Annotated in this window: 19 protein-coding genes; 16 read left to right on the top strand and 3 right to left on the bottom strand. The window is 41.2% G+C overall.

The window, feature by feature from the left end; translation table 11 throughout:
- The first annotated feature begins 56 nt into the window (after positions 1-56).
- The 3 genes from M3205_RS14460 to M3205_RS14450 all read left to right on the top strand — a co-directional run bounded on the left by M3205_RS14460 (position 57) and on the right by M3205_RS14450 (position 2491).
- The gene (locus M3205_RS14460; RefSeq protein WP_251170558.1) at positions 57-824 is read left to right on the top strand and encodes an alpha/beta fold hydrolase; all 768 of its coding nucleotides are present in this window, start codon (positions 57-59) and stop codon (positions 822-824) included.
- Between the two features lie 70 nt (positions 825-894).
- Positions 895-1203, top strand: a complete 309-nt coding sequence (locus M3205_RS14455; RefSeq protein WP_251170557.1) for a metal-sulfur cluster assembly factor — start codon at positions 895-897, stop codon at positions 1201-1203.
- Positions 1204-1348: 145 nt separating this feature from the next.
- Positions 1349-2491: a TIGR04053 family radical SAM/SPASM domain-containing protein gene (locus tag M3205_RS14450; RefSeq protein WP_251170556.1), complete on the top strand. Its 1143-nt coding sequence runs from the start codon at positions 1349-1351 to the stop codon at positions 2489-2491.
- A 23-nt stretch (positions 2492-2514) separates the two neighbouring features.
- On the opposite strand, the gene M3205_RS14445 is transcribed toward M3205_RS14450, so the two are convergent.
- On the bottom strand, positions 2515-3216 hold the full coding sequence (locus tag M3205_RS14445) for a Crp/Fnr family transcriptional regulator (protein WP_251170555.1): 702 nt from the start codon (positions 3214-3216) through the stop codon (positions 2515-2517).
- Positions 3217-3502: 286 nt separating this feature from the next.
- On the opposite strand from M3205_RS14445, the gene moaA reads away from it, so the two are divergent.
- Positions 3503-4519 carry a GTP 3',8-cyclase MoaA gene (gene moaA / locus M3205_RS14440; RefSeq protein WP_251170554.1) on the top strand — a complete coding sequence of 339 codons (1017 nt, stop codon included), beginning with the start codon at positions 3503-3505 and terminating at the stop codon, positions 4517-4519.
- Between the two features lie 114 nt (positions 4520-4633).
- On the opposite strand, the gene ric is transcribed toward moaA, so the two are convergent.
- Complete coding sequence (gene ric, locus M3205_RS14435) at positions 4634-5326, bottom strand: iron-sulfur cluster repair di-iron protein (RefSeq protein ID WP_251170553.1); 693 nt, start codon at positions 5324-5326, stop codon at positions 4634-4636.
- Positions 5327-5824: 498 nt separating this feature from the next.
- On the opposite strand from ric, the gene M3205_RS14430 reads away from it, so the two are divergent.
- The 10 genes from M3205_RS14430 to argF all read left to right on the top strand — a co-directional run bounded on the left by M3205_RS14430 (position 5825) and on the right by argF (position 18119).
- Positions 5825-7090 carry a molybdopterin molybdotransferase MoeA gene (locus tag M3205_RS14430; protein ID WP_251170552.1) on the top strand — a complete coding sequence of 422 codons (1266 nt, stop codon included), beginning with the start codon at positions 5825-5827 and terminating at the stop codon, positions 7088-7090.
- The gene (gene mobB / locus M3205_RS14425; RefSeq protein ID WP_251170551.1) at positions 7084-7617 is read left to right on the top strand and encodes a molybdopterin-guanine dinucleotide biosynthesis protein B; all 534 of its coding nucleotides are present in this window, start codon (positions 7084-7086) and stop codon (positions 7615-7617) included. The genes M3205_RS14430 and mobB overlap by 7 nt, the downstream gene beginning before the upstream one ends.
- Before the next feature lie 154 nt (positions 7618-7771).
- A complete protein-coding gene (locus tag M3205_RS14420; RefSeq protein ID WP_251170550.1) occupies positions 7772-8491 on the top strand; it encodes a YwiC-like family protein in 720 nt (239 codons plus the stop codon).
- A gap of 185 nt (positions 8492-8676) precedes the next feature.
- Complete coding sequence (gene argC, locus M3205_RS14415; RefSeq protein ID WP_251170549.1) at positions 8677-9708, top strand: N-acetyl-gamma-glutamyl-phosphate reductase; 1032 nt, start codon at positions 8677-8679, stop codon at positions 9706-9708.
- A 13-nt stretch (positions 9709-9721) separates the two neighbouring features.
- Positions 9722-10951: a bifunctional ornithine acetyltransferase/N-acetylglutamate synthase gene (gene argJ, locus M3205_RS14410; protein WP_251170548.1), complete on the top strand. Its 1230-nt coding sequence runs from the start codon at positions 9722-9724 to the stop codon at positions 10949-10951.
- 12 nt (positions 10952-10963) lie between these two features.
- Positions 10964-11737: an acetylglutamate kinase gene (argB, locus tag M3205_RS14405; RefSeq protein ID WP_251170547.1), complete on the top strand. Its 774-nt coding sequence runs from the start codon at positions 10964-10966 to the stop codon at positions 11735-11737.
- Positions 11734-12891 carry an acetylornithine transaminase gene (locus M3205_RS14400; protein ID WP_285886367.1) on the top strand — a complete coding sequence of 386 codons (1158 nt, stop codon included), beginning with the start codon at positions 11734-11736 and terminating at the stop codon, positions 12889-12891. The genes argB and M3205_RS14400 overlap by 4 nt, the downstream gene beginning before the upstream one ends.
- A gap of 77 nt (positions 12892-12968) precedes the next feature.
- On the top strand, positions 12969-14048 hold the full coding sequence (locus M3205_RS14395; protein WP_251170545.1) for a carbamoyl phosphate synthase small subunit: 1080 nt from the start codon (positions 12969-12971) through the stop codon (positions 14046-14048).
- Positions 14041-17166 carry a carbamoyl phosphate synthase large subunit gene (locus tag M3205_RS14390; protein ID WP_251170544.1) on the top strand — a complete coding sequence of 1042 codons (3126 nt, stop codon included), beginning with the start codon at positions 14041-14043 and terminating at the stop codon, positions 17164-17166. Before M3205_RS14395 ends, M3205_RS14390 begins: the two co-directional genes overlap by 8 nt.
- Positions 17163-18119: an ornithine carbamoyltransferase gene (argF, locus tag M3205_RS14385; protein ID WP_251170543.1), complete on the top strand. Its 957-nt coding sequence runs from the start codon at positions 17163-17165 to the stop codon at positions 18117-18119. The genes M3205_RS14390 and argF overlap by 4 nt, the downstream gene beginning before the upstream one ends.
- 36 nt (positions 18120-18155) lie before the next feature.
- On the opposite strand, the gene M3205_RS14380 is transcribed toward argF, so the two are convergent.
- Complete coding sequence (locus M3205_RS14380; protein WP_396105787.1) at positions 18156-18968, bottom strand: undecaprenyl-diphosphate phosphatase; 813 nt, start codon at positions 18966-18968, stop codon at positions 18156-18158.
- Between the two features lie 171 nt (positions 18969-19139).
- On the opposite strand from M3205_RS14380, the gene M3205_RS14375 reads away from it, so the two are divergent.
- Positions 19140-19319, top strand: a complete 180-nt coding sequence (locus tag M3205_RS14375) for a YjzC family protein (RefSeq protein WP_076256660.1) — start codon at positions 19140-19142, stop codon at positions 19317-19319.
- Positions 19320-19471: 152 nt separating this feature from the next.
- Positions 19472-22069 (top strand): ATP-dependent chaperone ClpB, encoded by a 2598-nt coding sequence (gene clpB / locus M3205_RS14370; RefSeq protein ID WP_251170542.1) that lies wholly within the window; start codon positions 19472-19474, stop codon positions 22067-22069.
- Positions 22070-22101 lie beyond the last annotated feature (32 nt).

The following is a 22101-nucleotide window of genomic DNA, read 5'->3' as shown; positions in this document are numbered from 1 at the left end:
TATTATAATTTTGTAAAAAAATTCATCTTAGTACAACAGGTTTAGGAGGAAAAATTGTGGTCTTAATTGAACATAAGCTTATCAGGGAAATTCCTGTTCTTGAACTTGCCAGGCAGGAAATAAAAGGTGAACCCCTGCCTTTTATTATTTTTGTTCATGGTTTTACTAGTGCCAAAGAACTTAATCTGCATTATGCCTATCTCCTTGCAGAAAAAGGGTTTAGGGTAGTACTGCCGGACACCCTATATCATGGGGAAAGATCCGAGGGCTTATCAGGCACCGATTTAAACTTCAAGCTTTGGGATATTGTTCTGAATACCATTGCGGAATTAAACATAATCAGGAATGTCTATGAGGATTGGAACCTGATTGATCAGGGAAGAATAGGACTTGCGGGCACCTCCATGGGGGGAATAGTCACTTTGGGCTCCCTGACACAATATGAATGGGTCAAGACTGCAGTTAGCCTTATGGGTATGCCATACTATGAAAAGTTTGCTCAGCTTCAGCTCGATGAACTGAAGAAAAATAAAATTAAGGTTCCTCTCACAAATGAAGAACTAGCAGAACTTCTGAGAATTCTTAGGGAGCGGGATCTGAGTCTTCAGCCAGAAAAGCTTGCCGGAAGGCCGCTGATGTTTTGGCATGGCAAAAAGGACCCGGTTGTTCCTTATTCTTATACATACCAATTTTATGAGACCATCCAGCCCCTGTACAGTGACTCGCCTGAAAACCTCCTGTTTATATCAGATGAACAGGCGGGGCATAAAGTCAGCAGGGAGGGACTTCTTGAAACAGTTAAATGGTTTGAAGAACATTTATAACCTGTTTTTTTTCAATTCATTTAAATTTTTGTTAAGATAAAGATAGTAAATAATGAAGGAGTGCTGCAGAATGGATCAGGATTTAAAAGACAGCATTATGGGTGCACTGGAGCTTGTAGTAGACCCTGAGCTGGGGATAGACATTGTAAACTTGGGTTTGGTATACGATGTGAAAATGGAAGAGGAAGGGAAAGCTATAGTTGATATGACTCTTACTTCCATGGGCTGTCCTTTGGCAGGCACAATTGTTGAACAAGTAAAGTCAGCGCTGGCAGATATCCCTGAAGTAAAAGACTCTGAAGTGAATATAGTCTGGAACCCGCCTTGGTCCAAGGACAAAATGTCCCGCTATGCAAAAATTGCACTTGGTGTACGATAAATTTAAGCTCAGAACAGCAGGAGTATTTCCTGCTGTTTTTTTGTGCCCTTGTGAGGTAGTTCACTTATTTAACATGCCTATTTCCCTATAATAACAATGGAAAGACACAATGGCCGGGAGTGAGGCCATCAAGGAGGCATCTCTAATGGGATTTGCTAAAGACTTTAATAAAGACCCTTTTATTGTGATCTGGGAATTAACAAGGGCATGTCAGCTAAAATGCCTGCATTGCAGGGCCGAAGCACAGTACAGGAGAGATCCGAGAGAACTTTCCTTTGAAGAAGGGAAGGCCCTGATTGATCAAATCAGGGAAATGAATAACCCAATGCTTGTGTTTACGGGTGGAGATCCATTAATGAGGCATGATGTATTCGACATTGCCGAATATGCAGTAAAAAAGGGTGTTCGTGTTTCCATGACGCCCAGTGCGACACCAAATGTAACTAAGGAAGCTATTGAAAAAGCCAAACAGGTCGGCTTAGCTCGATGGGCTTTCAGCCTTGATGGGCCAAATGCAGAAATTCACGACCACTTCAGGGGGACTTCCGGTTCCTTTGATTTAACGATTGAAAGGATAAAATATCTACATGAACTTGAAATTCCAGTTCAGATAAATACAGTTATATCGCGTTATAATATCGATTACCTTGAGGAGATGGCCAGGGTTGTAAATGAACTCAGATGTGTTCTTTGGAGTGTGTTCTTCCTCGTTCCAACAGGAAGAGGGCAGGAGAAGGATATGATCTCACCGGTTGAGCATGAAAAGGTTTTTAAATGGCTGTATAACTTAAGCAAAAAGGTTACCTTCGATATTAAAACAACAGCTGCCCAGCATTACCGGCGAGTAGTCATTCAGCAAAAAATGAATGAATCAAAGGGTCAAAATGAGGATATTCAATATCTCGATGCTCTTACACAGCAAGGGCTGACGGGTTCAATAGATGGTTTAGGCAGGGCGCCTAAAGGAGTCAATGACGGAAATGGCTTTGTTTTCATTTCGCACATTGGGGACGTTTATCCGAGCGGACTTTTGCCTGTTAAAGCAGGGAATGTTAGGGAACAGCCGCTAGCCGAAATATACAGGGAATCACCTATCTTTAAAGATCTCAGAAATCCTGATAAATACAAAGGGAAATGCGGCCAATGCGAATTTCGTTATGTTTGCGGAGGATCGAGATCACGTGCATTTGCTATGACAGGGGATTATATGGAAAGTGAGCCGTTTTGTGTATATATTCCTAAGTCACTTAGAAAAAAGCAGCAAAAGCGTAAAGGAATAAAGAAATAAAGGAGTGCATCATGGCTGCACTCCTATTCAATGCTGCAGTAAACGGCAGGGCAATTTTCGCAGCCTATTTCATTTTTTAAATACTGAAGATCTTTAACTGTAATTCTTCCATTCATTATTGAAATAATGCCATCCTTCTTCAGCTCGCCCAGTATCCGGTTGGTGCTCTCTCTGGAGGTGCCACAGAAATTTCCGAGTTCCTGATTCGTAAGTGGCAGATCAATGAGTATGCCGCCGTCAAACTTTACGCCATAGCTGTTAGTCATTCTGATTAGAGTGGAATACAGGGCACCCTTTTTTCCATTAAGCACAAGGTCTCTGAATTTGGTTTGTGTATTGCGGAAATGGTCGCTCATCCATTTCATAAATTCATAGGCCAGAGTACTATTTTTGAAAATTTCCTTTTCCAGGACATCTTTTTTTATCACAGCTACCTCACCAGCTTCAAGAACTAAAGCATTTAATAAATATTTGGGGTCACTGGTAAATAAGGTGAGCTCACCAATGATTTCATTCTCCCCGCATAACCTGAAGGTGAGTTCCCTGCCATCTGCTGTTATCTTGCTGATTTGAATCTTGCCGGAAAGGATGATATATAGCTCATCAGCATCCATGCCTTCCTGAAAGATATAGGCCCCTTTCACAGTTTTCATATGCCGGTCGGCGAAATGAAGAAGCTCTTTAATCTCAATGGAATGTGTTTGTTTAATGGCTGAATGAGCCATGGTAATCCTCCTTCATTAAAAAGCTGTCTTTTCTCACAATAATATCATTTGTATAGTGAAAATAATGCCGCCTTTTGTGTCTCTATTGTGGCATTTTCTATAGAGATAGTAAGTCATAGCTAATAAAACTGCATTTCCCTATTAACAATGCAGCGATTGTATGTTCTAATAATAAAAGTCCTTAATTTGAGATACTGGGTTATTTCTGTTATTTTAAGGGAAAGGCTAAAATATACATCTGTATAAATAGCTTAATAAAGTCACTCTTTAAATGGAGTTGAACGAAATGGCTAAAACAATTATTAAAGATAAATTGAATAGACCCTTAAGAGACCTGCGTATATCTGTCATTGACCGCTGTAATTTCCGCTGCCAATATTGCATGCCGGCAGAGATCTTCGGTCCTGATTTTGCTTTTCTTCCAAAAAGCGAGCTGCTCAGCTATGAGGAAATTGAAAGGCTGGCTAAGATTTTCGTAAGTCTTGGAGTGGAGAAGATCAGGTTAACAGGCGGTGAGCCCCTTATGAGAAGGGACATGCCTAAACTTGTTAAAATACTTTCAGACATTGAGGGATTAAAAGATATTGGACTAACCACCAACGGTGTATTGCTTCCTAAACATGCCAAGGACTTAAAGGAAGCAGGACTGCTGAGGGTTAACATCAGTCTTGACAGTTTGAATGATGAGCTTTTCGGAAAAATCAATGGACGCAATGTGGGTGTCCAACCAGTCATAAAAGGGATTGAAGCAGCAAAAGAAGCTGGACTTGGGGTGAAGATCAATATGGTCGTCAAAAAAGGCCTGAATGATTCTGAAATTGTCCCTATGGCTAAGTTCTGTAAAGATTACGGCTTACAGCTGCGCTTTATTGAATACATGGATGTCGGCAGTACGAACGGATGGAAAATGGATGAGGTAGTAACTAAAAAAGAGATTTATGAGATCATAAAGGAACACTATTTATTAGAGCCGGTAGACCCGGAGTATTTCGGAGAGGTGGCCAAGCGGTACCGCTATAAAGGCACCGATGTGGATGTAGGGTTTATTACATCTGTTTCTGAATCCTTTTGTTCAAGCTGCACTCGTTCAAGATTGTCAGCAAACGGCCAAATTTTCACATGCCTATTTAATGGTGAAGGGCACGATTTAAAGGAATTTATGAGAAAAGGTGCTACTGACGACGAAATTACCGATCGGATTATTAAGATTTGGAATGGCAGAAAAGACCGGTACTCTGACGAGCGGACAGAAGAAACCGCTGCAAACAGGAAAAAGATTGAAATGTCCTATATTGGAGGATGAAAAAGCATGCTCTGCTGTGTGTCATGAGAATTGGACATGGCGGGCAGGCTTTTATTTTTGCCATTTGAATGCACAAAAAATCTGCAGCCGATATTGGCTGCAGAAAATAAGTGTTTAAATATATCGAGGGAAAAGAATGTTATTTTCCAGATGAACATGCATGAAAGTTTGGCTTTCCAAATCTTCTAGCCGCTTATATACAAGACGGTAAGAGCCGCATGCATCAGCTGGAGGGGTAAAATCAGCTGTAATTTCCCTCAATTCCTTTAAAATTGAACCCGCATGATCATGCTCCTTCTCAAGTTCCCGGATATAGCTAATAATTTCTTCGCGATTTTCAACTTTTGGGTCTTCAAGCTTCAGCAGAAGAGGAAAAACTGATTCTTCCTCTTTGGACGTATGTTCAAGAAGCTCGTGCTTCAATTCAAAGAACAATTGATGGACTTTAAGAAGCTCCTCATGGCTTTCTCCATGAACTCTTGATACCTTTGTAACATAAGGACTAAGGAGTGATAATTCTTCTTCCAGAGGACGATGATATTGATTAATGACATGTTCAATAATGTCATCGGATGTACTATCTGTCCAGACCTCTAAATCATCAGTTTGATTTTCCTTTTGAATTACTTCATTTAATTCGCTAATCAGGACGTCCATATCCGCAGACTGCTCTGAAACAGCACGTGCAAGCGGAATGTTACCGCCGCAGCAAAAATCGATGCGATGACGTTTAAAAACATCACTTGTCTTTGGAAATTCATTTACGATATCTTTTACGAGACGATCTTCTGTAATTTGTATAGTCATTGAATTTTCCTCCTTCTATCTTGTGAACTATCTAAAGAATAAACGATTATCCACTTCAACTTGGTGACGTGCATCACACTTGGAGAGTTTTTTTGGGGGTAGACTTTTTTCAAAAGGTTTATTGCAAATTATTGAGTCTAATTGGAGCGGAAGGTGCGAGATCCTCGAAAATGCTATCGCCTTTTCTTCGTGCGATGTGTACTCAAAGAAGCTTATTCAACGTCCTGCGGGAGTAGCGGGACAGGTGAGACCCCGCAGACGCGTAGCGTCGAGTCTGCTCACCGCCCGCCCCGCGGCTCGCTGAGCAGACTCTCGCTTCAATCAACGGACAACATTGAAAATGTAAAAAACAACAATTTTTACGAAAAGGGCCTTTGGGTAAAACCATGTACAAATGAAAACTGGAAGTGTGATAATTGTCATGTAATGGATTTTCTTGTACGTTTATAATAATTGAATTAGAAAAGACATTAAGAAAAGTACATAGGAGCTGATATTATGCTGGAAAAGAGGACTCCCATTCCTGTTGCTGAAGCCGTAAAAAAAATCATGGCATATCAATTAAACGGAAGTGCAGAATACGTATCTATTAATGAAAGCAACGGCCGTTTTTTGGCGGAAGATTTAAAAGCGACACATGATGTCCCTCATTTTGATCGATCACCATACGACGGTTTTGCTGTCCGTTCTGCGGATACCAAGGAAGCTTCAATGGAAAATCCCGTCATATTTGAGGTGGTGGATCACATTGGGGCGGGACATTTGACTTCTAAAAACATTGGTCCATTCCAGGCTGTTAGAATCATGACGGGTGCGCAAATGCCTCAGGAATGTGATGCTGTTATAATGCTTGAACTGGCAAAAGCATATGAAAAAGACGGTAAGAATTATATGTCTATAAAGAGGTCCTATAAACCAGGAGACAATGTTTCCTTTAAAGGAGAAGATGCAAAAAAAGGGGATTCTTTAGTTAAAAAAGGGACAAAAATCAATCCCGGGATTCAGGCCATTCTCGCAACCTTTGGTTATGCAGAAGTGCCTGTTGCCAAAAAGCCTGTTATTGGATTATATGCAACAGGAACTGAACTATTGGAAGTCCATGAACCGCTGGAGCCGGGAAAAATCAGAAACAGCAATGCTCATATGATTACCGCGCAAATTGAACGGGCCGGCGCGGAAGTTATTTATTATGGAAAGCTTCCTGACGAATTTGATACATGTTTTAATGCAGTGAAGGAAGCATTGAACAATGTAGATATGCTGATCACAACTGGCGGTGTATCTGTGGGCGATTTTGATTATCTGCCGGGTATTTATGAAAAGCTTGAGGCTGAGGTGCTTTTCAATAAAGTGGCCATGAGGCCAGGCAGTGTGACGACTGTTGCTCAGCATGAGGGAAAGCTTCTGTTTGGACTTTCGGGAAATCCTTCTGCCTGTTATGTAGGGTTTGAACTTTTCACCAGACCAGTCATCCGAAAAATGCTGTTCGCTGAGAAACCGCATCTAAGGAAAGAAACTGCTGAACTGGTAGCAGAATTCCCAAAAGCAAACCCATTTACACGGTTTGTCAGGACGTCTGTAAGTTATGCGTCAGGACGACTAGTGGCAGCACCAAGCGGAGTGGATAAATCAAACATTGTGATGAGTCTAGCTGGTGCGAATTCGCTAATGATTCTGCCAGGCGGAACCAGAGGCTATGGCAAGGGGGACACCGTTGAGGTGCTATTACTTGAGGACCATGAAGGAAGCGAATGGCCATGGTAAAGGAACCTGTTATCTTACAGGTATCGGGTTACCAAAACAGCGGTAAAACAACGTTGATAAATAAATTAATTTCCGGATTAAAAGAGAAAGGGCTTTCAGTCATAACCATTAAACACCATGGTCATGGCGGCAAACCTGAAACTCCGGAAGGTAAGGATTCCACAAGCCATATTGAATCAGGAGCTGCCGCTTCACTTGTAGAAGGGGGAGGCAGCCTGCTATTGCATGCTGAAAAGGATAGCTGGAGCCTGGAGGAGCAGGTAAGGATTGTGCTACAGCTGCAGCCGGACGTCGTGCTTATTGAGGGTCATAAAAAGGCATCTTATTCTAAGGTTCTCTTGCTAAGGAGTAATGAAGATATACACCTTTTGAAGGAATTGGAAAATATCTGTGCAGTGATCAGCTGGGATGATAAATTAATAAAACCAAACGATGCAAATTTGGGAGCGCTGTTTTTCAGCATTAGTGATCCCAAAGGCCCTGATTGGATTGTTGAGTATTTAGTGGGTGAAAGAATGAAATTTTGATCAAAGCCAAACAGCCCGATATTATTTGGGGCTGTTTTTATTATCCTCAAAATTGAACATTTTGTGGAGTTGCGTGTATCAGTGATAATCTTCACTTTATATTTGCCTGGAAGATTATATATTATAGTCAGAAAGCAACGGGGGGGTATTAAAGATGAAGTTATTTATGCCAAAACAGCATGGTGCCTGGGCAATGCTGATTCTGCCATTTTGGCTCGGAGCAGCTGCATCTGATATTATTTGGTCTCATATCCCGTTTTTTTTAGGATGGATATTATTATATCTGGCCACTTACCCTGGCCTTTTACTATTTAAAAGAAAAAGAATGGCGTTATATTTTAAATGGACAGCCATTTATCTAATACCGGCTATTTTGTTCCTTTTAGTTCCTTTACTGGAAAGACCATCGATTATCATTTTCGGACTTCTAATGCTTCCTTTCTTTATTATTAATGCGTTCTATTCTTCCAAAAACAGAGATAGAGCATTGGGCAACGACTTTAGTGCCATTTGTGCATTTTCAATAGCAGGCCTAGCGAGCAGCTACTTGCCGCATGGGGAAATTTCACCAATGTCCTGGACTGTGTTTACAGCATCTATATTATTTTTTGCAGGAAGCACCTTCTATGTAAAATCAATGATCAGGGAAAAGAAAAATGCTTCTTTTAAATGGGTTTCATGGATTTTTCATACTGTGGTCCCCATACTTTGGCTGTTGGCAGGCGGATGGATTTTAACTGCTGCTTTTCTTCCAAGCCTTTTCAGGTCCATTGCATTTTATGGAAAGTCATTTACACCGAAAAAAATTGGCGTTTATGAAATTGCTAATGCCTCTATATTTTTCTTAATGTTATTATTTGCCATACACACTTAAAAACCGGCCTAAGGAGGCTGGTTTTTTCATTTATCAAGTAATGCGGATAATTAATATTAGAAATCTTTAAAACTTCAGTAAAATAGGTTGCAATTTTTCAAAGCAATTCCTATAATAAGAGAAACACAAATTCATAAATATGTATTTAAATGATTAAATATACAATAAGTGTGAAAGGAGCAATTATGAACGTTTCAATAATCGGAACAACCGGATATGGGGGTGCTGAATTGCTCCGTATCCTTAAGCAACATCCGGAATTTAACATTAAATCGATTCATTCTACCAAAGAAGGCATTCCCATTTGGAATGAATATCCTCATCTATATGAAATATTAGATGAAAATTTACAGCGAATAGATTCAGATCAAATAGCTAACCAGTCTGATATTGTTTTTCTGGCTACACCATCCGGGATATCGGGAAAGCTTGCTGAAGATTTTTCAGGTAAAGACGTTAAGGTAATTGACCTATCCGGTGACCTAAGAATTCCAGCTAAAGATTATGTCGAGTGGTACAAACAAGATCCTGCCAGCGAAGATCTTGTTGAAAAAGCAGTATATGGTCTTCCTGAATGGCACCGAAGAGAAATAGCATCCGCAGAAATCATATCTAATCCCGGGTGCTATCCAACAGCTGCTCTGCTAAGTCTTGCACCTGTGGTAAATGAAAATTTAATTAAACCAGAAACTGTTGTCATCGATGCAAAATCCGGAGTGTCGGGGGCTGGAAGGGCGCTTTCAAGAACAACAAGCTATGCGGAAGCTAATGAAAATCTGCGGGCTTATAAGATAAACCAGCATCAGCATATACCGGAAATCGAACAGCAGCTGATGAAATGGAATTCCGAAATGAAGCCGATCACCTTCACGACTCATCTTCTTCCGATAACACGGGGCATTATGACAACTAGTTATATTCAGTTGACTAAGGCATATACATCTTCTCAAATTCTGGAACTTTATCAATCAGTCTATGAAAACCAGCCATTTATCCGAATTCGGCCGGAAAATACCTTCCCTTCTGTAAAAGAGGTTGCAGGCTCTAACTTTTGCGACATAGGTATTCATATGGACTCCAGAACGGGCAGACTGACAATCATTTCAGTGATAGATAACCTAATGAAAGGTGCTGCCGGGCAGGCGGTGCAAAATGCCAATATAATGAGCGGATGTGATGAAACAGCGGGTCTTGGTTTTGTTCCGCTCTATCCATAAGGAGGAAAGATAAATGCAATTAGTTTCTCAAGCTCAAGTAGCTGAATTGCCTGCCGGAAGTATCATTACACCGAAAGGCTATACAGCAGCGGGTGTTCATGCAGGGCTACGCTATTCTAAAAAAGACTTAGGGATTATTTTAAGTGATACGCCTGCACATTGTGCAGCTGTCTATACAACAAGCCATTTTCAGGCGGCCCCTCTAAAAGTAACGCAGGAAAGCATTGCTGCAGAAGGACTTATTCAGGCTGTCATTGTTAATAGTGCCTGTGCCAATGCTTGTACAGGGGATCAGGGGCTAAAAGATGCCTATCAAATGAGGAAGTCTGCTGCAGATAAATTCAAATTGAAGGAACATCATGTGGCGGTTGCCTCTACGGGAGTCATTGGAGAGTACATGGAGATGGATAAGATAGAAGAGGGCATAAAGCTGCTGGAGCCCGGCAATGAGGCATTACATTCGGAGGATTTTCAAACAGCCATATTAACAACAGATTTAGTAATGAAGAAGTGCTGTTACTCTGCAGATATTGATGGAAAAACAGTAACGATGGGCGGATCGGCCAAGGGATCTGGAATGATTCATCCCAATATGGCAACCATGCTTGCGTTTATCACAACTGATGCCAATATAGACAGCTATGACTTGCAAATGGCCTTAAAACAGGTTACCGATCGAACGTTCAATCAGATAACCGTTGATGGAGATACATCAACAAATGATATGGTCTTGGTCATGGCCAATGGAGCAAGCGGTGCCAACAAACTTTCGCCGGATCATCCGGATTGGGATATCTTTATACAGATGCTAACCAAAACTAGTGAAAGTCTTGCCAAACAAATTGCCAAAGATGGTGAGGGAGCAACTAAGCTGATCGAGGTGGAGGTATCGGGGACAAAAACCGATGAGGATGCAAGAACGATTGCTAAACAAATTGTCGGCTCGAACCTTGTAAAGACTGCTATATATGGAGCAGATGCCAATTGGGGCAGAATTATCGGGGCAATCGGACAGGGCCAGCCGGCTATTGATCCATCTTCGGTAGATATTTCAATCGGACCTATAGTCATGCTGAAAAATAGTGTTCCTTTGGCATTTTCTGAAGAAGAAGCAAAAGAGTACTTATCCAATGCTGCCATTCAGATTACTGTGGATCTTCATCAGGGAGCTGGCATAGGGAAGGCCTGGGGATGTGACTTATCCTATGATTATGTCAAAATCAATGCCAGCTACCGTACCTGAGGGGGATGCCATATGAAAAGTATAGTGATTAAATGCGGCGGCAGTGTAATGGAAGAATTGGGAGAAGCTTTTTTTGATAGTCTTTTAGTTTTAAAAAAAGAAGGATACCAGATTGTTTTTGTTCATGGAGGAGGACCGGCAATTAACAGCCTTCTGGAACTTTATAATATTCCGCATGAATTTGTAAACGGGCTTAGAAAGACGACTCCGGAAGTTCTTAAGGTTGCAGAGATGGTTATGGCAGGTCAATCCAACCGCAAACTTACTTCGATGCTCGAAAAGCATGGCTTGAGGGGATTTGGTGTAAACGGCAGTGATGCCGGATTGCTAAAAGCAGACTGTATCAATCCCAATGAGCTGGGGCTGGTGGGGGAAATTACCTCTGTTGATCAGTCAGTACTGAAAATGTTATTTAATGAAGACCTGGTACCTGTCATTACTCCTATTGCTTCTTCTGAAGGAGGCACGAAATTAAATATTAATGCCGACTATGCCGCTGCAGCTGTTGCCAATGCCATTAAAGCTGAACATTGTATCTTTGTAACGGATGTAAAAGGCATTTATATTGACGGAAGCCTGGCTCAACAGCTGAACGGGGAAGAAATTGAACAGCATATTAACGATAAAAAAATCACCGGAGGAATGATTCCAAAAGTTACTTCTGCATTGAACCTGATCACAAGCGGTCTTAACAGCGTAATGATTGTGTCAGGTAAAGAAAAGTTTTATGAGGATGGCATATGGATCGGGACGAATATATCTGCCAAGAAGGAGGTCTTAACTTGAGTAATTTATTTCCAACGTATGCACGGTGGGAAGTGGAGCCAGAAAAAGCAGAAGGAAGTTATCTTTTCGATAAAAAGGGAAAGCGCTATTTGGACTTTACATCAGGGATCGGAGTATGCAACCTTGGTCACCGTCCGGAATCTGTTAAAAAATCAATTAATGAGCAGCTGAATAAATTCTGGCATGTTTCCAATTTGTTTATACAGGATCAGCAGGAGACTGCAGCTAAAGCTCTCTCTGAAGCTGCTTGTATGGATCTTGTGTTCTTTTCCAACAGTGGAGCGGAAGCAAACGAAGCAGCGATTAAACTTGCAAGAAAAGCAACTGGACGGGAAAAAATCATGACGTTTCAGCAATCATTTCATGGGAGGACCTTTGCAACTATGGCTGCTACCGGCCAGGATAAAATAAAAAATGGCTATGGTTCCATGCTGGAAACATTTAAATATGTTCCTTTTAATGATATGGATGCATTGAGAGAAGAAATGGATTCAGAAACAGCCGCCGTTATGCTGGAAATTGTACAGGGTGAAGGCGGGATTCACATAGGGAATCAGGAGTTTCTTGCAGAAACTGAGCAGCTTTGCAAAGAATATGGTGCACTCCTGATAATAGATGAAATACAAACCGGCATTGGCAGAACGGGCAAAGCCTTCGGATTCCAGCATTTTAACCTGACTCCTGATATCGTAACCGTCGCTAAAGGCCTCGGAAGCGGATTGCCTATCGGTGCGGTGATTGGAAAAAAAGCATTAGAAGAGGTATTTGGGCCAGGAAGCCATGGATCAACGTTCGGTGGAAACCCGATTAGCATTGCAGCAGCTATTGCAACAATGAAGACGATATTTGATGATGATTTTTTACAAGATGTACAAGAAAAAGGTTCATTACTTACTGACAAATTGGCCAAATCGCTTGAAAAAATCCCAGCTGTTAAGGATATTAGAAACCTTGGTTTGATGGCTGGTATTGAAACTGATATCCCTCTTTCATCACTGTTAAAAGAGTTAAGAGACAATGGTTTGCTGGCATTGCCTGCAGGGGAAAATGTTTTACGGTTGTTGCCTCCATTGACAGCATCTATATCTGAAATAGATGAAGCGGTGCAAATTTTGCAATCTACATTAAAGCAATTATCAAAATCAGCTGTTTAAGCTGTATAATTTTTCGAATAAATGAATAAAAATTAGTTAATTTATATAAATATACAGAATGCATCGAGGTGTGAAGAATGGAAGGATACCTTCATTTAAATAGCGGCCATTCCTATAAAGGCCAATGGCTGACGGTTCAGCCTGAAAAAGATATAGAAGGAGAAATAGTTTTTTTTACAGGAATGACAGGTTACCAGGAAGTTTTGACAGATCCCTCTTATAAAGATCAAATTATTGTATTTACGTATCCTCTAATCGGAAATTATGGGATTAATGAGTCTGATTTTGAGAGTAAGAAACCACATGTTGCCGGGGTTATTGTTTATGAAGGAAGCAGAAATCCTTCACATTACAAATCAGCCTATTCACTTCAGGAATATCTTCAAAAATGGAATATTCCACTATTAGGGCATATGGATACCCGTTCCATTGTAAAGAAAATTCGTTCCGAAGGCAGTATGCCGGCAAAAATGTCTTCTTCGGAAGCATCAGCTGACGGAATGCTGCTTCTAAAGGATGCAAAAGTTTGTAAAGTATCTTCACAAGCTAAGGAGTACTTTGGAGAGGGCAGTGTTCATGTAGTTGTTATTGATTTTGGCGCTAAAAAATCTATTGTGGATTCTTTACTGAAAAGAGCTTGCAAGGTAACGTCTGTTCCATATAATACAAACTTTGAACAGATAAAAAATTTAAATCCGGACGGGATAGTGCTTTCAAATGGGCCTGGAGATCCAAAAGAATTAAAAAGCATACTCCCGGAATTAAAAAAGGTGCTGGAGAAGTATCCTGCTTTGGGAATTTGCCTTGGCCACCAGCTGGCAGCTTTAGCATTTGGAGGTAATACAAAGAAATTGTCTTTTGGCCATAGGGGTGCCAACCACCCGATTGCGGACATGAAAAAGAGCACTGTCTTTATGTCATCACAAAATCATAGTTATGTGGTTGATGACGAGAGCATAAAAGATACAGGGTTTAAAACCCGTTATGTAAACCTTCATGACCAGTCAATTGAGGGAATGATGCATAAGGTCCTTCCAATCCATACGGTGCAATTCCATCCCGAAGCACATCCGGGTCCTGCGGATGGCGATTATATTTTTGATGAGTTTATGAACATGATTCAAGAGGAGAATAGGAGAGTTTTCGCTTATGCCTAAAGACACCAGTATCCAATCCATATTAGTAATCGGGTCCGGCCCTATTGTCATTGGGCAGGCAGCAGAATTTGATTATGCAGGGACACAGGCTTGCGCAGCATTAAAGGAAGAAGGCTATAAGGTTATTCTTGTTAATAACAATCCGGCTACCATCATGTCTGACAATGCTTTTGCTGATAAAGTCTATTTTGAGCCGATGACAGCTGACAGCCTTGAGAAGATTATAAAGAAAGAACGTCCAGATGGCCTGCTTGCCACACTGGGAGGCCAGACAGGATTAAATCTTGCTTTTAAACTGAGTGAATCTGGTGTGCTTGAACGTTATGGAGTGAAGCTTTTGGGCAGCAGTATTGAATCTATTAAGAAAGGTGAAGACCGGGAAGCTTTTCGTAAGCTGATGAACGAACTTAACGAACCTGTTCCTGAAAGCATCATTGTCCATGAAGTGGAAGATGCCGTTCAATTTGCGCGTGAGATTGGATACCCAATTATCGTCCGTCCAGCCTATACCCTTGGAGGAACAGGCGGGGGTATTGCAGGAGATCTGGAAGAACTGACATCCTTGGTACAGGGCGGGTTAAAAGAAAGTGCTATTAACCAATGTCTGGTTGAAAAAAGCATAGCAGGATTTAAGGAAATTGAGTATGAGGTGATGCGTGATTCCCAGAATACGTGCATCACGATTTGCAATATGGAAAATATTGATCCTGTAGGGGTGCACACAGGTGATTCAATTGTTGTCGCACCTTCCCAGACCTTAACTGATGATGAATATCAGATGCTCCGAACGGCATCTATTAAAATCATTTCGGAGCTTGGCATTATTGGAGGGTGCAACATCCAATTCGCCCTGGATCCGAATAGCAGGAATTATTACTTGATTGAAGTAAATCCGAGAGTCAGCAGGTCATCTGCCCTTGCTTCTAAAGCAACAGGCTATCCAATTGCCAGAATGGCTGCAAAACTTGCGGTCGGTTATAACTTATCAGAGATCATCAACCCTGTAACAGGAGACACATTTGCAAGCTTTGAACCAGCTCTCGATTATGTCATTGTTAAGTTTCCAAAATGGCCATTTGATAAATTTCCTTCAGTAGACCGTAAGCTCGGAACACAAATGAAAGCCACCGGAGAGGTAATGGGTATTGACCGGAATCTGGAACGGGCTCTATTAAAAGCAATCCATTCACTTGAAGTGAAAGGAATGGATTTAATATCTCCACTCTTATCAGCGAAATCGCAAGATGAACTGGAGGAGTTGCTATTAAAGCAGACTGACGAAAGATTTTTTACCGTGATTGAATTGCTGCGGAGAAATCACTCATTAGAAGCAATACACTCTATCACAAAAATAGATCATTTCTATCTCCACATACTCAGTGAAATGGTTAAACTGGAAAAACACATTTCTTCCTTAACACTTGATGGAGCAACAAAAGAAGAGCTTCAGCTATTTAAGGAAAAGGGCTTCAGTGATAAGTTTCTTGCATTCGAATGGAAAGTAACGGAGAAAGCAGTCAGGGATAAACGGAAAGAGGCTGGTATTCTTCCTGCCTATAAAATGGTTGACACTTGCGCTGCTGAATTTGAAGCACAATCTAATTATTATTACTCCAGTTATTTCGGTGAAAATGAACAGGTGAAGAGTGATAAGAGAAAAGTCCTGATTATCGGAAGCGGTCCCATCAGGATTGGTCAGGGCATCGAATTTGATTATTGCTCTGTTCAGGGAGTGTTTGCGCTGAAAGATGAAGACGTTGAGACAATTATGATCAATAACAACCCTGAAACGGTTAGTACGGATTATACAACAGCTGACAGGCTTTATTTTGAACCGTTAATTCTTGAGGATATTTTGAATGTGATTGAAGCAGAAGGAGTATCAGAAGTTATTGTGCAGCTTGGCGGGCAGACAGCTCTGAATCTGGCATCCGATCTTGAAGCTTATGGCGTTACCCTGCTTGGAACTGACTCAAATACCATTGATGCATTAGAGGACAGGAAGCTTTTTTATCAGCTAATGGACGATTTAAATATCCCGAGGATAAAAGGAGATGTTGTCCACTCAGAAGCAGAACTAAAAGCAGCAGCTGAAAACATTGGATACCCCATTCTTGTACGCCCATCTTATGTTATAGGCGGCAGAGGAATGGAACGTATTTCTTCATCCGCTGAGCTTGAAAGTTATTTAACTAAAGGTGATGTTCCTTATCCGATTTTGATTGATCAATTCGTGCTTGCTTTAGAAGCAGAGCTTGATCTGGCTGCAGATGGAAATTATATATGTGCACCGGCAATTATGGAGCATATTGAAAAAACCGGAGTTCATTCAGGAGACAGCATGTCCGTTCTTCCTCCGCAAAATCTTTCAGGGAATGTTCAGAAGAAAATGTTAGCCTATGCAAAAGCGATTGTGCAAAAGCTCCATTATAAAGGACTTATGAATATTCAATATATCGTGGAGGGGGAAGAAGTATTTATTCTTGAAATTAACCCCCGTGCAAGCAGAACGGTGCCTATTATCAGCAAGGTCACAGGTGTGCAGCTTGTAGAGGTTGCGACAAAAATATTGCTTGGGAAATATTATTTGTCGAAAGATGAAATTCAGGCTGATTCGAATCTCCCGTTTGTATGTGTAAAATTTCCGGTCTTCTCGAATTATGCTTTAAAGGGGTTGGACAGCAAAGTAGGGCCTGAGATGAAATCAACAGGTGAGGGCATTTCATTGGCGCCAAATTATGAGGAAGCTGTCAGAAAGTCTTTCCACGCTGGTTTAAATGGTGTTAAGGGTAAATGTGTCGTAATAGCAAATACTCCAAAAACAGACGAATTAATACATTACATTAATCAGGCTAAAGCCGTTCCTGTTTTCCTGTCTCAAGAGAAAATGGACTGGAATGCCCAGGAAACCTTTGCTTTATATAATCCGGGAACGAGTGAAGAAGATAAAAACATGAGAGAAATGGGAACCAAAAACAGAATTTTGACTTTCAGTGAAAAGGAAACGCTTATTGCATTATTAAAATCAATGACGGCAGGCGAATGGGATGTTAAATCTATTGAAGATTGGCGGGGCATAAAAAATAATGAGGCAGAAAAGGAAGTGGGTGTCATATGATCTCAACTCAGGTAGCGGAAAAATGCTTAAATATTAAAGGGAAGGACTTTCTAACACTTGCAGACTTCTCAGGAGACGAAATAAAGGGGCTTTTGGAAAAGGCCAAGCAATTAAAGAAAGCTCATTTGCAGGGGGGAGAAACATCAATCCTTAAAGGAAAAATTCTTGGCTTAATCTTTGAAAAGTCATCTACACGTACAAGGGTTTCATTTGAAGCAGGGATGATTCAGCTTGGGGGCCATGCCTTATATCTAAACAGCCAGGACCTGCAGCTCGGAAGAGGAGAAAGCATTGCGGATACAGCTAAAGTGCTTTCCCAGTATGTTGATGCGATTATGATCCGCACGTTCTCACATGAGAAGATCCAGGAACTTGCTTACCATGCGGACATCCCGGTTATTAACGGCCTGACAGATCTTTATCACCCTTGCCAGGCCCTTGCAGACCTTCTAACAATTGAAGAAAAAAATGGGGAATTAAAAGGCCAAAACCTGGCATATATAGGCGATGGCAATAATGTGGCTCATTCATTAATGATTGCTTCTGCCAAGATGGGGGTAAATATCACGATTGCCTGTCCTGCAGGGTATGAGCCGGATCAATCTGTTCTCCAGCAATCACAAGAGTTTGCCGAACAAACCGGTTCAAAGGTAATCGTCACATCGGATCCTGAAGAAGCTGCTGCTAATGCCGATGCCATTTATACGGATGTCTGGACGAGCATGGGCCAGGAAGCAGAGAATGACAAGAGGCTCAAAGACTTTGCTGAATATCAGGTTAATCAATATCTTGTCCAAAAAGCCAAAAAAGATTATGTCTTTTTACATTGTCTGCCTGCCCATCGCGGTGAGGAAGTTACAACAGAGGTCATTGATGGAAACAAATCTGCTGTGTTTCAGCAGGCTGGGAACAGGCTTCATGTTCAAAAAGCCATTCTTTCAGAGATATTATAATGAAAAAGCCTTCTCATCGCGGAGAAGGCTTTTTCATTAAGATAATAAGTAAACAAGTGGGCCAACGATAAAACAATAAATTGCAAAATACTTCAGGTTCCCTTTAGCCATAATATTCATGAACCATTTTAGCGAAAAGTAAGATGCAATCAGTGAGGCAAAAAAGGCTACAGTATAGGGCAAAGCCAATTCAGATAAATTGGGATCTGTTAAAATGTCTTTGAAACCCAATATCATTCCGCCTGCACTTACGGGGATATATAAAAGGAAAGAAAACCTTAAGGCTGTCTCCTGTTTCATCCCAAGTCCCATAGAGGCTACAATGGTGGCACCTGAACGGCTGATTCCCGGTATCAGGGCAACTGCCTGGGCAAGACCTACAATGATTGCGTCCTTATAAGATAATTCAGCATCATTTTTCTGTCCTCGTAAATTCCGGATCAGCCACAGGGCAAGTCCAGTTGCAATAAGAGTAATACCTACTGTCTTAATATTGGCAAGATGAACATCAATAAAATCCTCAAACAAAATGCCTATAACACCGGCAGGGATAGTACCGATAATCAAGTAAATGATAAAACGGAAATCAGATTCCGCCTGTTTTTCTTTAGTTGTAACGTATGCAAGTCCATTTCGAATCAGTCTTTTAATATCCTTTCTGTATATAAGCAGAACTGCTAATAAAGAGGCTGTATTTACAAGAAGTGCAAAGCTGAGACCTTTAATGTCCAGATTGAAAAAGTACTGGGCAATTTCCAGGTGCCCGCTCGATGAAATGGGAATAGGCTCTGTAAATCCTTGAAGCAAACCTAAAAACAAGTATTTAAGCAATGTCAGAAAATCAGTCACATTTAAATCCTCCATATTGAAATCTAATACCTTCCCATTTAACAATAAAAAGGATGGCAGAGTAAAGTAATATCCTTTTCTTTGCTTTTTGGGAATGCCAATAGTTTCCCTTATGAGAGATGCAGGAATGGAAATAATAATAAGTGATTTACGATTAAAGGAGGTATTTGGATGGGGCAAAACAGACAATTTAAGCCTGGCCAGAAAGCGCCTAATAATGGAATTTATATAGAAGTTGGCGAAACGGGAAGCAATGTCAATAATCCGCAAATGCTTAAAATGAGAGCGGGTGACCAATTTCCGGAAACATCCAATCATAACCGGATTTGGACATATAAAAGAAAGCCCTGATTAATTAAATGGACATTGGGGAAATAGAAGATAGAGCCATCCCAATAGCGGATGGCTCTTTAGATATGGAAAAGGCTGAAAACTTTACATATGAAAAGATTGCCCTATAATAAAATTAAAAGGTCAAAAAAGGTCAAAGAGGAGGTTGCATAATGGATGTAAATCGGATGACAGAGCGGCTTCAAGAAGGGTTAATGAATGCACAGTCCATTGCTATTCGCGGGCAGCATCAGGAGGTGGATGAAGCTCATTTATTCCTTGCTCTACTGGAGCAGGAAGACAGCCTTGTTTCATTAATTTTGTCAAAAATGCAGGTTCCTGCAGATTCTTTTACTAATAAAATGCAAGAAGCACTTAGAAAGAAACCGCAAGTATTCGGTTCAGGAAAAGAACAAGGGAAGCTGTATATTACCGGTAAACTGCAGCGGCTGCTGGCCGAAGCAGAAAATTATATGAAGACCTATCAGGACGATTTCATGTCAGTGGAGCATGTACTGCTGGCTGCTGCTGCAGCGGATACCGAAACGGCAGCAATTTTAGAATCTTACGGGATAAGTCAAATGCAAGTGGAGCAGGCGATTAAAGAAGTCAGGGGGAATCAGAGAGTGACATCGCAGAATCCTGAATCAACATATGATGCGTTAAAAAAGTATGGAAGAGATCTTGTCTCAGAGGTAAAGAAGGGAAAAGTTGATCCTGTAATTGGCCGGGACAGCGAAATCAGGAATGTTATTCGCATCCTTTCAAGAAAAACTAAAAATAATCCGGTTTTAATAGGCGAACCTGGGGTAGGAAAGACTGCAATTGTCGAAGGTTTGGCGCAGAGAATTGTCCGTAAAGATGTGCCTGAAGGACTTAAGGATAAAACCATTTTTGCCCTTGATATGAGCGCTTTAATTGCAGGGGCCAAATTCCGGGGTGAATTTGAGGAAAGATTGAAAGCAGTTTTAAATGAAGTTAAGAAAAGCGAAGGCAGAATTCTTCTTTTTATTGACGAATTACACACCATTGTAGGTGCGGGCAAAACAGAAGGAGCCATGGATGCAGGGAATATGCTAAAACCAATGCTTGCAAGGGGAGAATTGCATTGTATAGGAGCTACAACCCTTGACGAGCACCGCAAATATATTGAAAAAGATCCTGCTTTGGAACGGCGTTTTCAGCAGGTTTTGGTGCAGGAGCCGGATGTAGAGGATACAATCTCCATTCTAAGAGGGCTGAAGGAGCGCTTTGAAATTCATCATGGGGTCAACATCCACGATCGTGCATTAGTGGCTGCCGCAACCTTATCAGACAGGTATATTACAGACCGTTTCCTCCCTGATAAGGCGATTGACTTGGTTGACGAAGCCTGTGCGATGATCAGGACGGAAATTGATTCAATGCCTTCTGAGCTGGATGAAGTCACTAGAAGGGTCATGCAGCTGGAAATAGAAGAAGCGGCACTGAGAAAAGAAATTGATGAAGCAAGCAAAAAGAGACTGGGAGATCTGCAAAAAGAACTGGCTGAACTAAAGGATCAGGCAAATAGCATGAAAGCTAAATGGCAGCTTGAAAAAGAAGGAATCCAAAAAGCTCAGGAAAAGCGGGAGCAGCTTGAGATTATGCGCCGCGAACTGGAGGAAGCCGAAAATAATTATGACTTGAATAAAGCAGCAGAACTTCGCCATGGAAGAATCCCAGCTTTGGAGAAGGAATTGAAAGAGCTTGAAATTGCAGTTAATGAGAATCAAGGGGACAGGCTGCTGAGAGAGGAAGTCACAGAAGAAGAGATTGCTGGCATCGTAGCAAGGTGGACAGGTATTCCAGTGGTAAAACTTGTTGAAGGAGAACGTGAAAAGCTGCTTCGTCTTGAAAGTATCCTTCATGAAAGAGTAATTGGTCAGGATGAAGCGGTTCAGCTTGTGTCAGATGCTGTCCTAAGAGCCAGGGCAGGCATTAAAGATCCAAACCGCCCCATTGGCTCTTTCATCTTCCTTGGCCCAACCGGTGTGGGAAAGACTGAATTAGCTAAGGCACTTGCACAGTCACTGTTCGATAGTGAGGAGCAAATAATCAGAATTGATATGTCCGAATATATGGAAAAATATGCTGTATCAAGATTGATTGGCGCTCCTCCGGGGTATGTAGGGTATGAGGAAGGCGGTCAGTTGACAGAAGCTGTCAGAAGGAAGCCATACTCAGTAATTCTGCTTGATGAAATCGAGAAGGCACATCCAGAAGTTTTTAATATCCTCCTGCAGATGCTGGATGATGGAAGGATCACCGACTCACAGGGACGCACGGTGGATTTTAAAAATACAGTTATCATTATGACTTCCAATATCGGCTCTCACATTCTTCTGGAACGATCTTCCAATAATCCGGACATAACTGAAGAGACCAGAGACAATGTACTTGGACAGCTGAGGAGCCATTTCCGTCCGGAGTTTTTAAACAGAGTGGACGAAATTATCTTGTTTAAGCCTTTAGCTCTCAATGAAATAAAGGGTATTGTATTAAAATTAATTACTCAGCTTCAAGCAAGATTATCAGAACAGCATATTAAGTTAAGTATAAATGAAAATGCGAGAGAATATATTGCAGAAAACGGATTTGATCCTGTCTACGGCGCCAGGCCGCTCAAACGGTTTATCCAAAGGAACGTTGAAACAGCACTAGCCCGAAAAATAATCACAGGAGAAATTAAAGATCAAAGTGAAGTTATTATATCAGTAGAAAACGGCAGAATTGAACTGCTGGTAAAATAAGGACACAAACGAAAAGAATCATCCTGAACTAA

The sequence above is a fragment of the Cytobacillus firmus genome, assembly GCF_023715565.1.
GTDB lineage: Bacteria > Bacillota > Bacilli > Bacillales > Cytobacillaceae > Cytobacillus > Cytobacillus firmus_C.
This window is presented reverse-complemented; position numbering and strand designations above follow the sequence as displayed.

What these genes read in the sequence shown, in the direction of transcription:
- argJ (WP_251170548.1), top strand. Translation starts at nt 9,722, where the DNA reads ATGCAATTAGTTTCTCAAGCTCAAGTAGCTGAATTGCCTGCCGGAAGT.
- M3205_RS14395 (WP_251170545.1), top strand. Translation starts at nt 12,969, where the DNA reads ATGGAAGGATACCTTCATTTAAATAGCGGCCATTCCTATAAAGGCCAA.
- M3205_RS14375 (WP_076256660.1), top strand. Translation starts at nt 19,140, where the DNA reads ATGGGGCAAAACAGACAATTTAAGCCTGGCCAGAAAGCGCCTAATAAT.
- M3205_RS14455 (WP_251170557.1), top strand. Translation starts at nt 895, where the DNA reads ATGGATCAGGATTTAAAAGACAGCATTATGGGTGCACTGGAGCTTGTA.
- argF (WP_251170543.1), top strand. Translation starts at nt 17,163, where the DNA reads ATGATCTCAACTCAGGTAGCGGAAAAATGCTTAAATATTAAAGGGAAG.
- argC (WP_251170549.1), top strand. Translation starts at nt 8,677, where the DNA reads ATGAACGTTTCAATAATCGGAACAACCGGATATGGGGGTGCTGAATTG.
- moaA (WP_251170554.1), top strand. Translation starts at nt 3,503, where the DNA reads ATGGCTAAAACAATTATTAAAGATAAATTGAATAGACCCTTAAGAGAC.
- M3205_RS14450 (WP_251170556.1), top strand. Translation starts at nt 1,349, where the DNA reads ATGGGATTTGCTAAAGACTTTAATAAAGACCCTTTTATTGTGATCTGG.
- M3205_RS14420 (WP_251170550.1), top strand. Translation starts at nt 7,772, where the DNA reads ATGAAGTTATTTATGCCAAAACAGCATGGTGCCTGGGCAATGCTGATT.
- M3205_RS14430 (WP_251170552.1), top strand. Translation starts at nt 5,825, where the DNA reads ATGCTGGAAAAGAGGACTCCCATTCCTGTTGCTGAAGCCGTAAAAAAA.
- argB (WP_251170547.1), top strand. Translation starts at nt 10,964, where the DNA reads ATGAAAAGTATAGTGATTAAATGCGGCGGCAGTGTAATGGAAGAATTG.
- mobB (WP_251170551.1), top strand. Translation starts at nt 7,084, where the DNA reads ATGGTAAAGGAACCTGTTATCTTACAGGTATCGGGTTACCAAAACAGC.
- ric (WP_251170553.1), bottom strand. Translation starts at nt 5,326, where the DNA reads ATGACTATACAAATTACAGAAGATCGTCTCGTAAAAGATATCGTAAAT.
- M3205_RS14445 (WP_251170555.1), bottom strand. Translation starts at nt 3,216, where the DNA reads ATGGCTCATTCAGCCATTAAACAAACACATTCCATTGAGATTAAAGAG.
- M3205_RS14390 (WP_251170544.1), top strand. Translation starts at nt 14,041, where the DNA reads ATGCCTAAAGACACCAGTATCCAATCCATATTAGTAATCGGGTCCGGC.
- clpB (WP_251170542.1), top strand. Translation starts at nt 19,472, where the DNA reads ATGGATGTAAATCGGATGACAGAGCGGCTTCAAGAAGGGTTAATGAAT.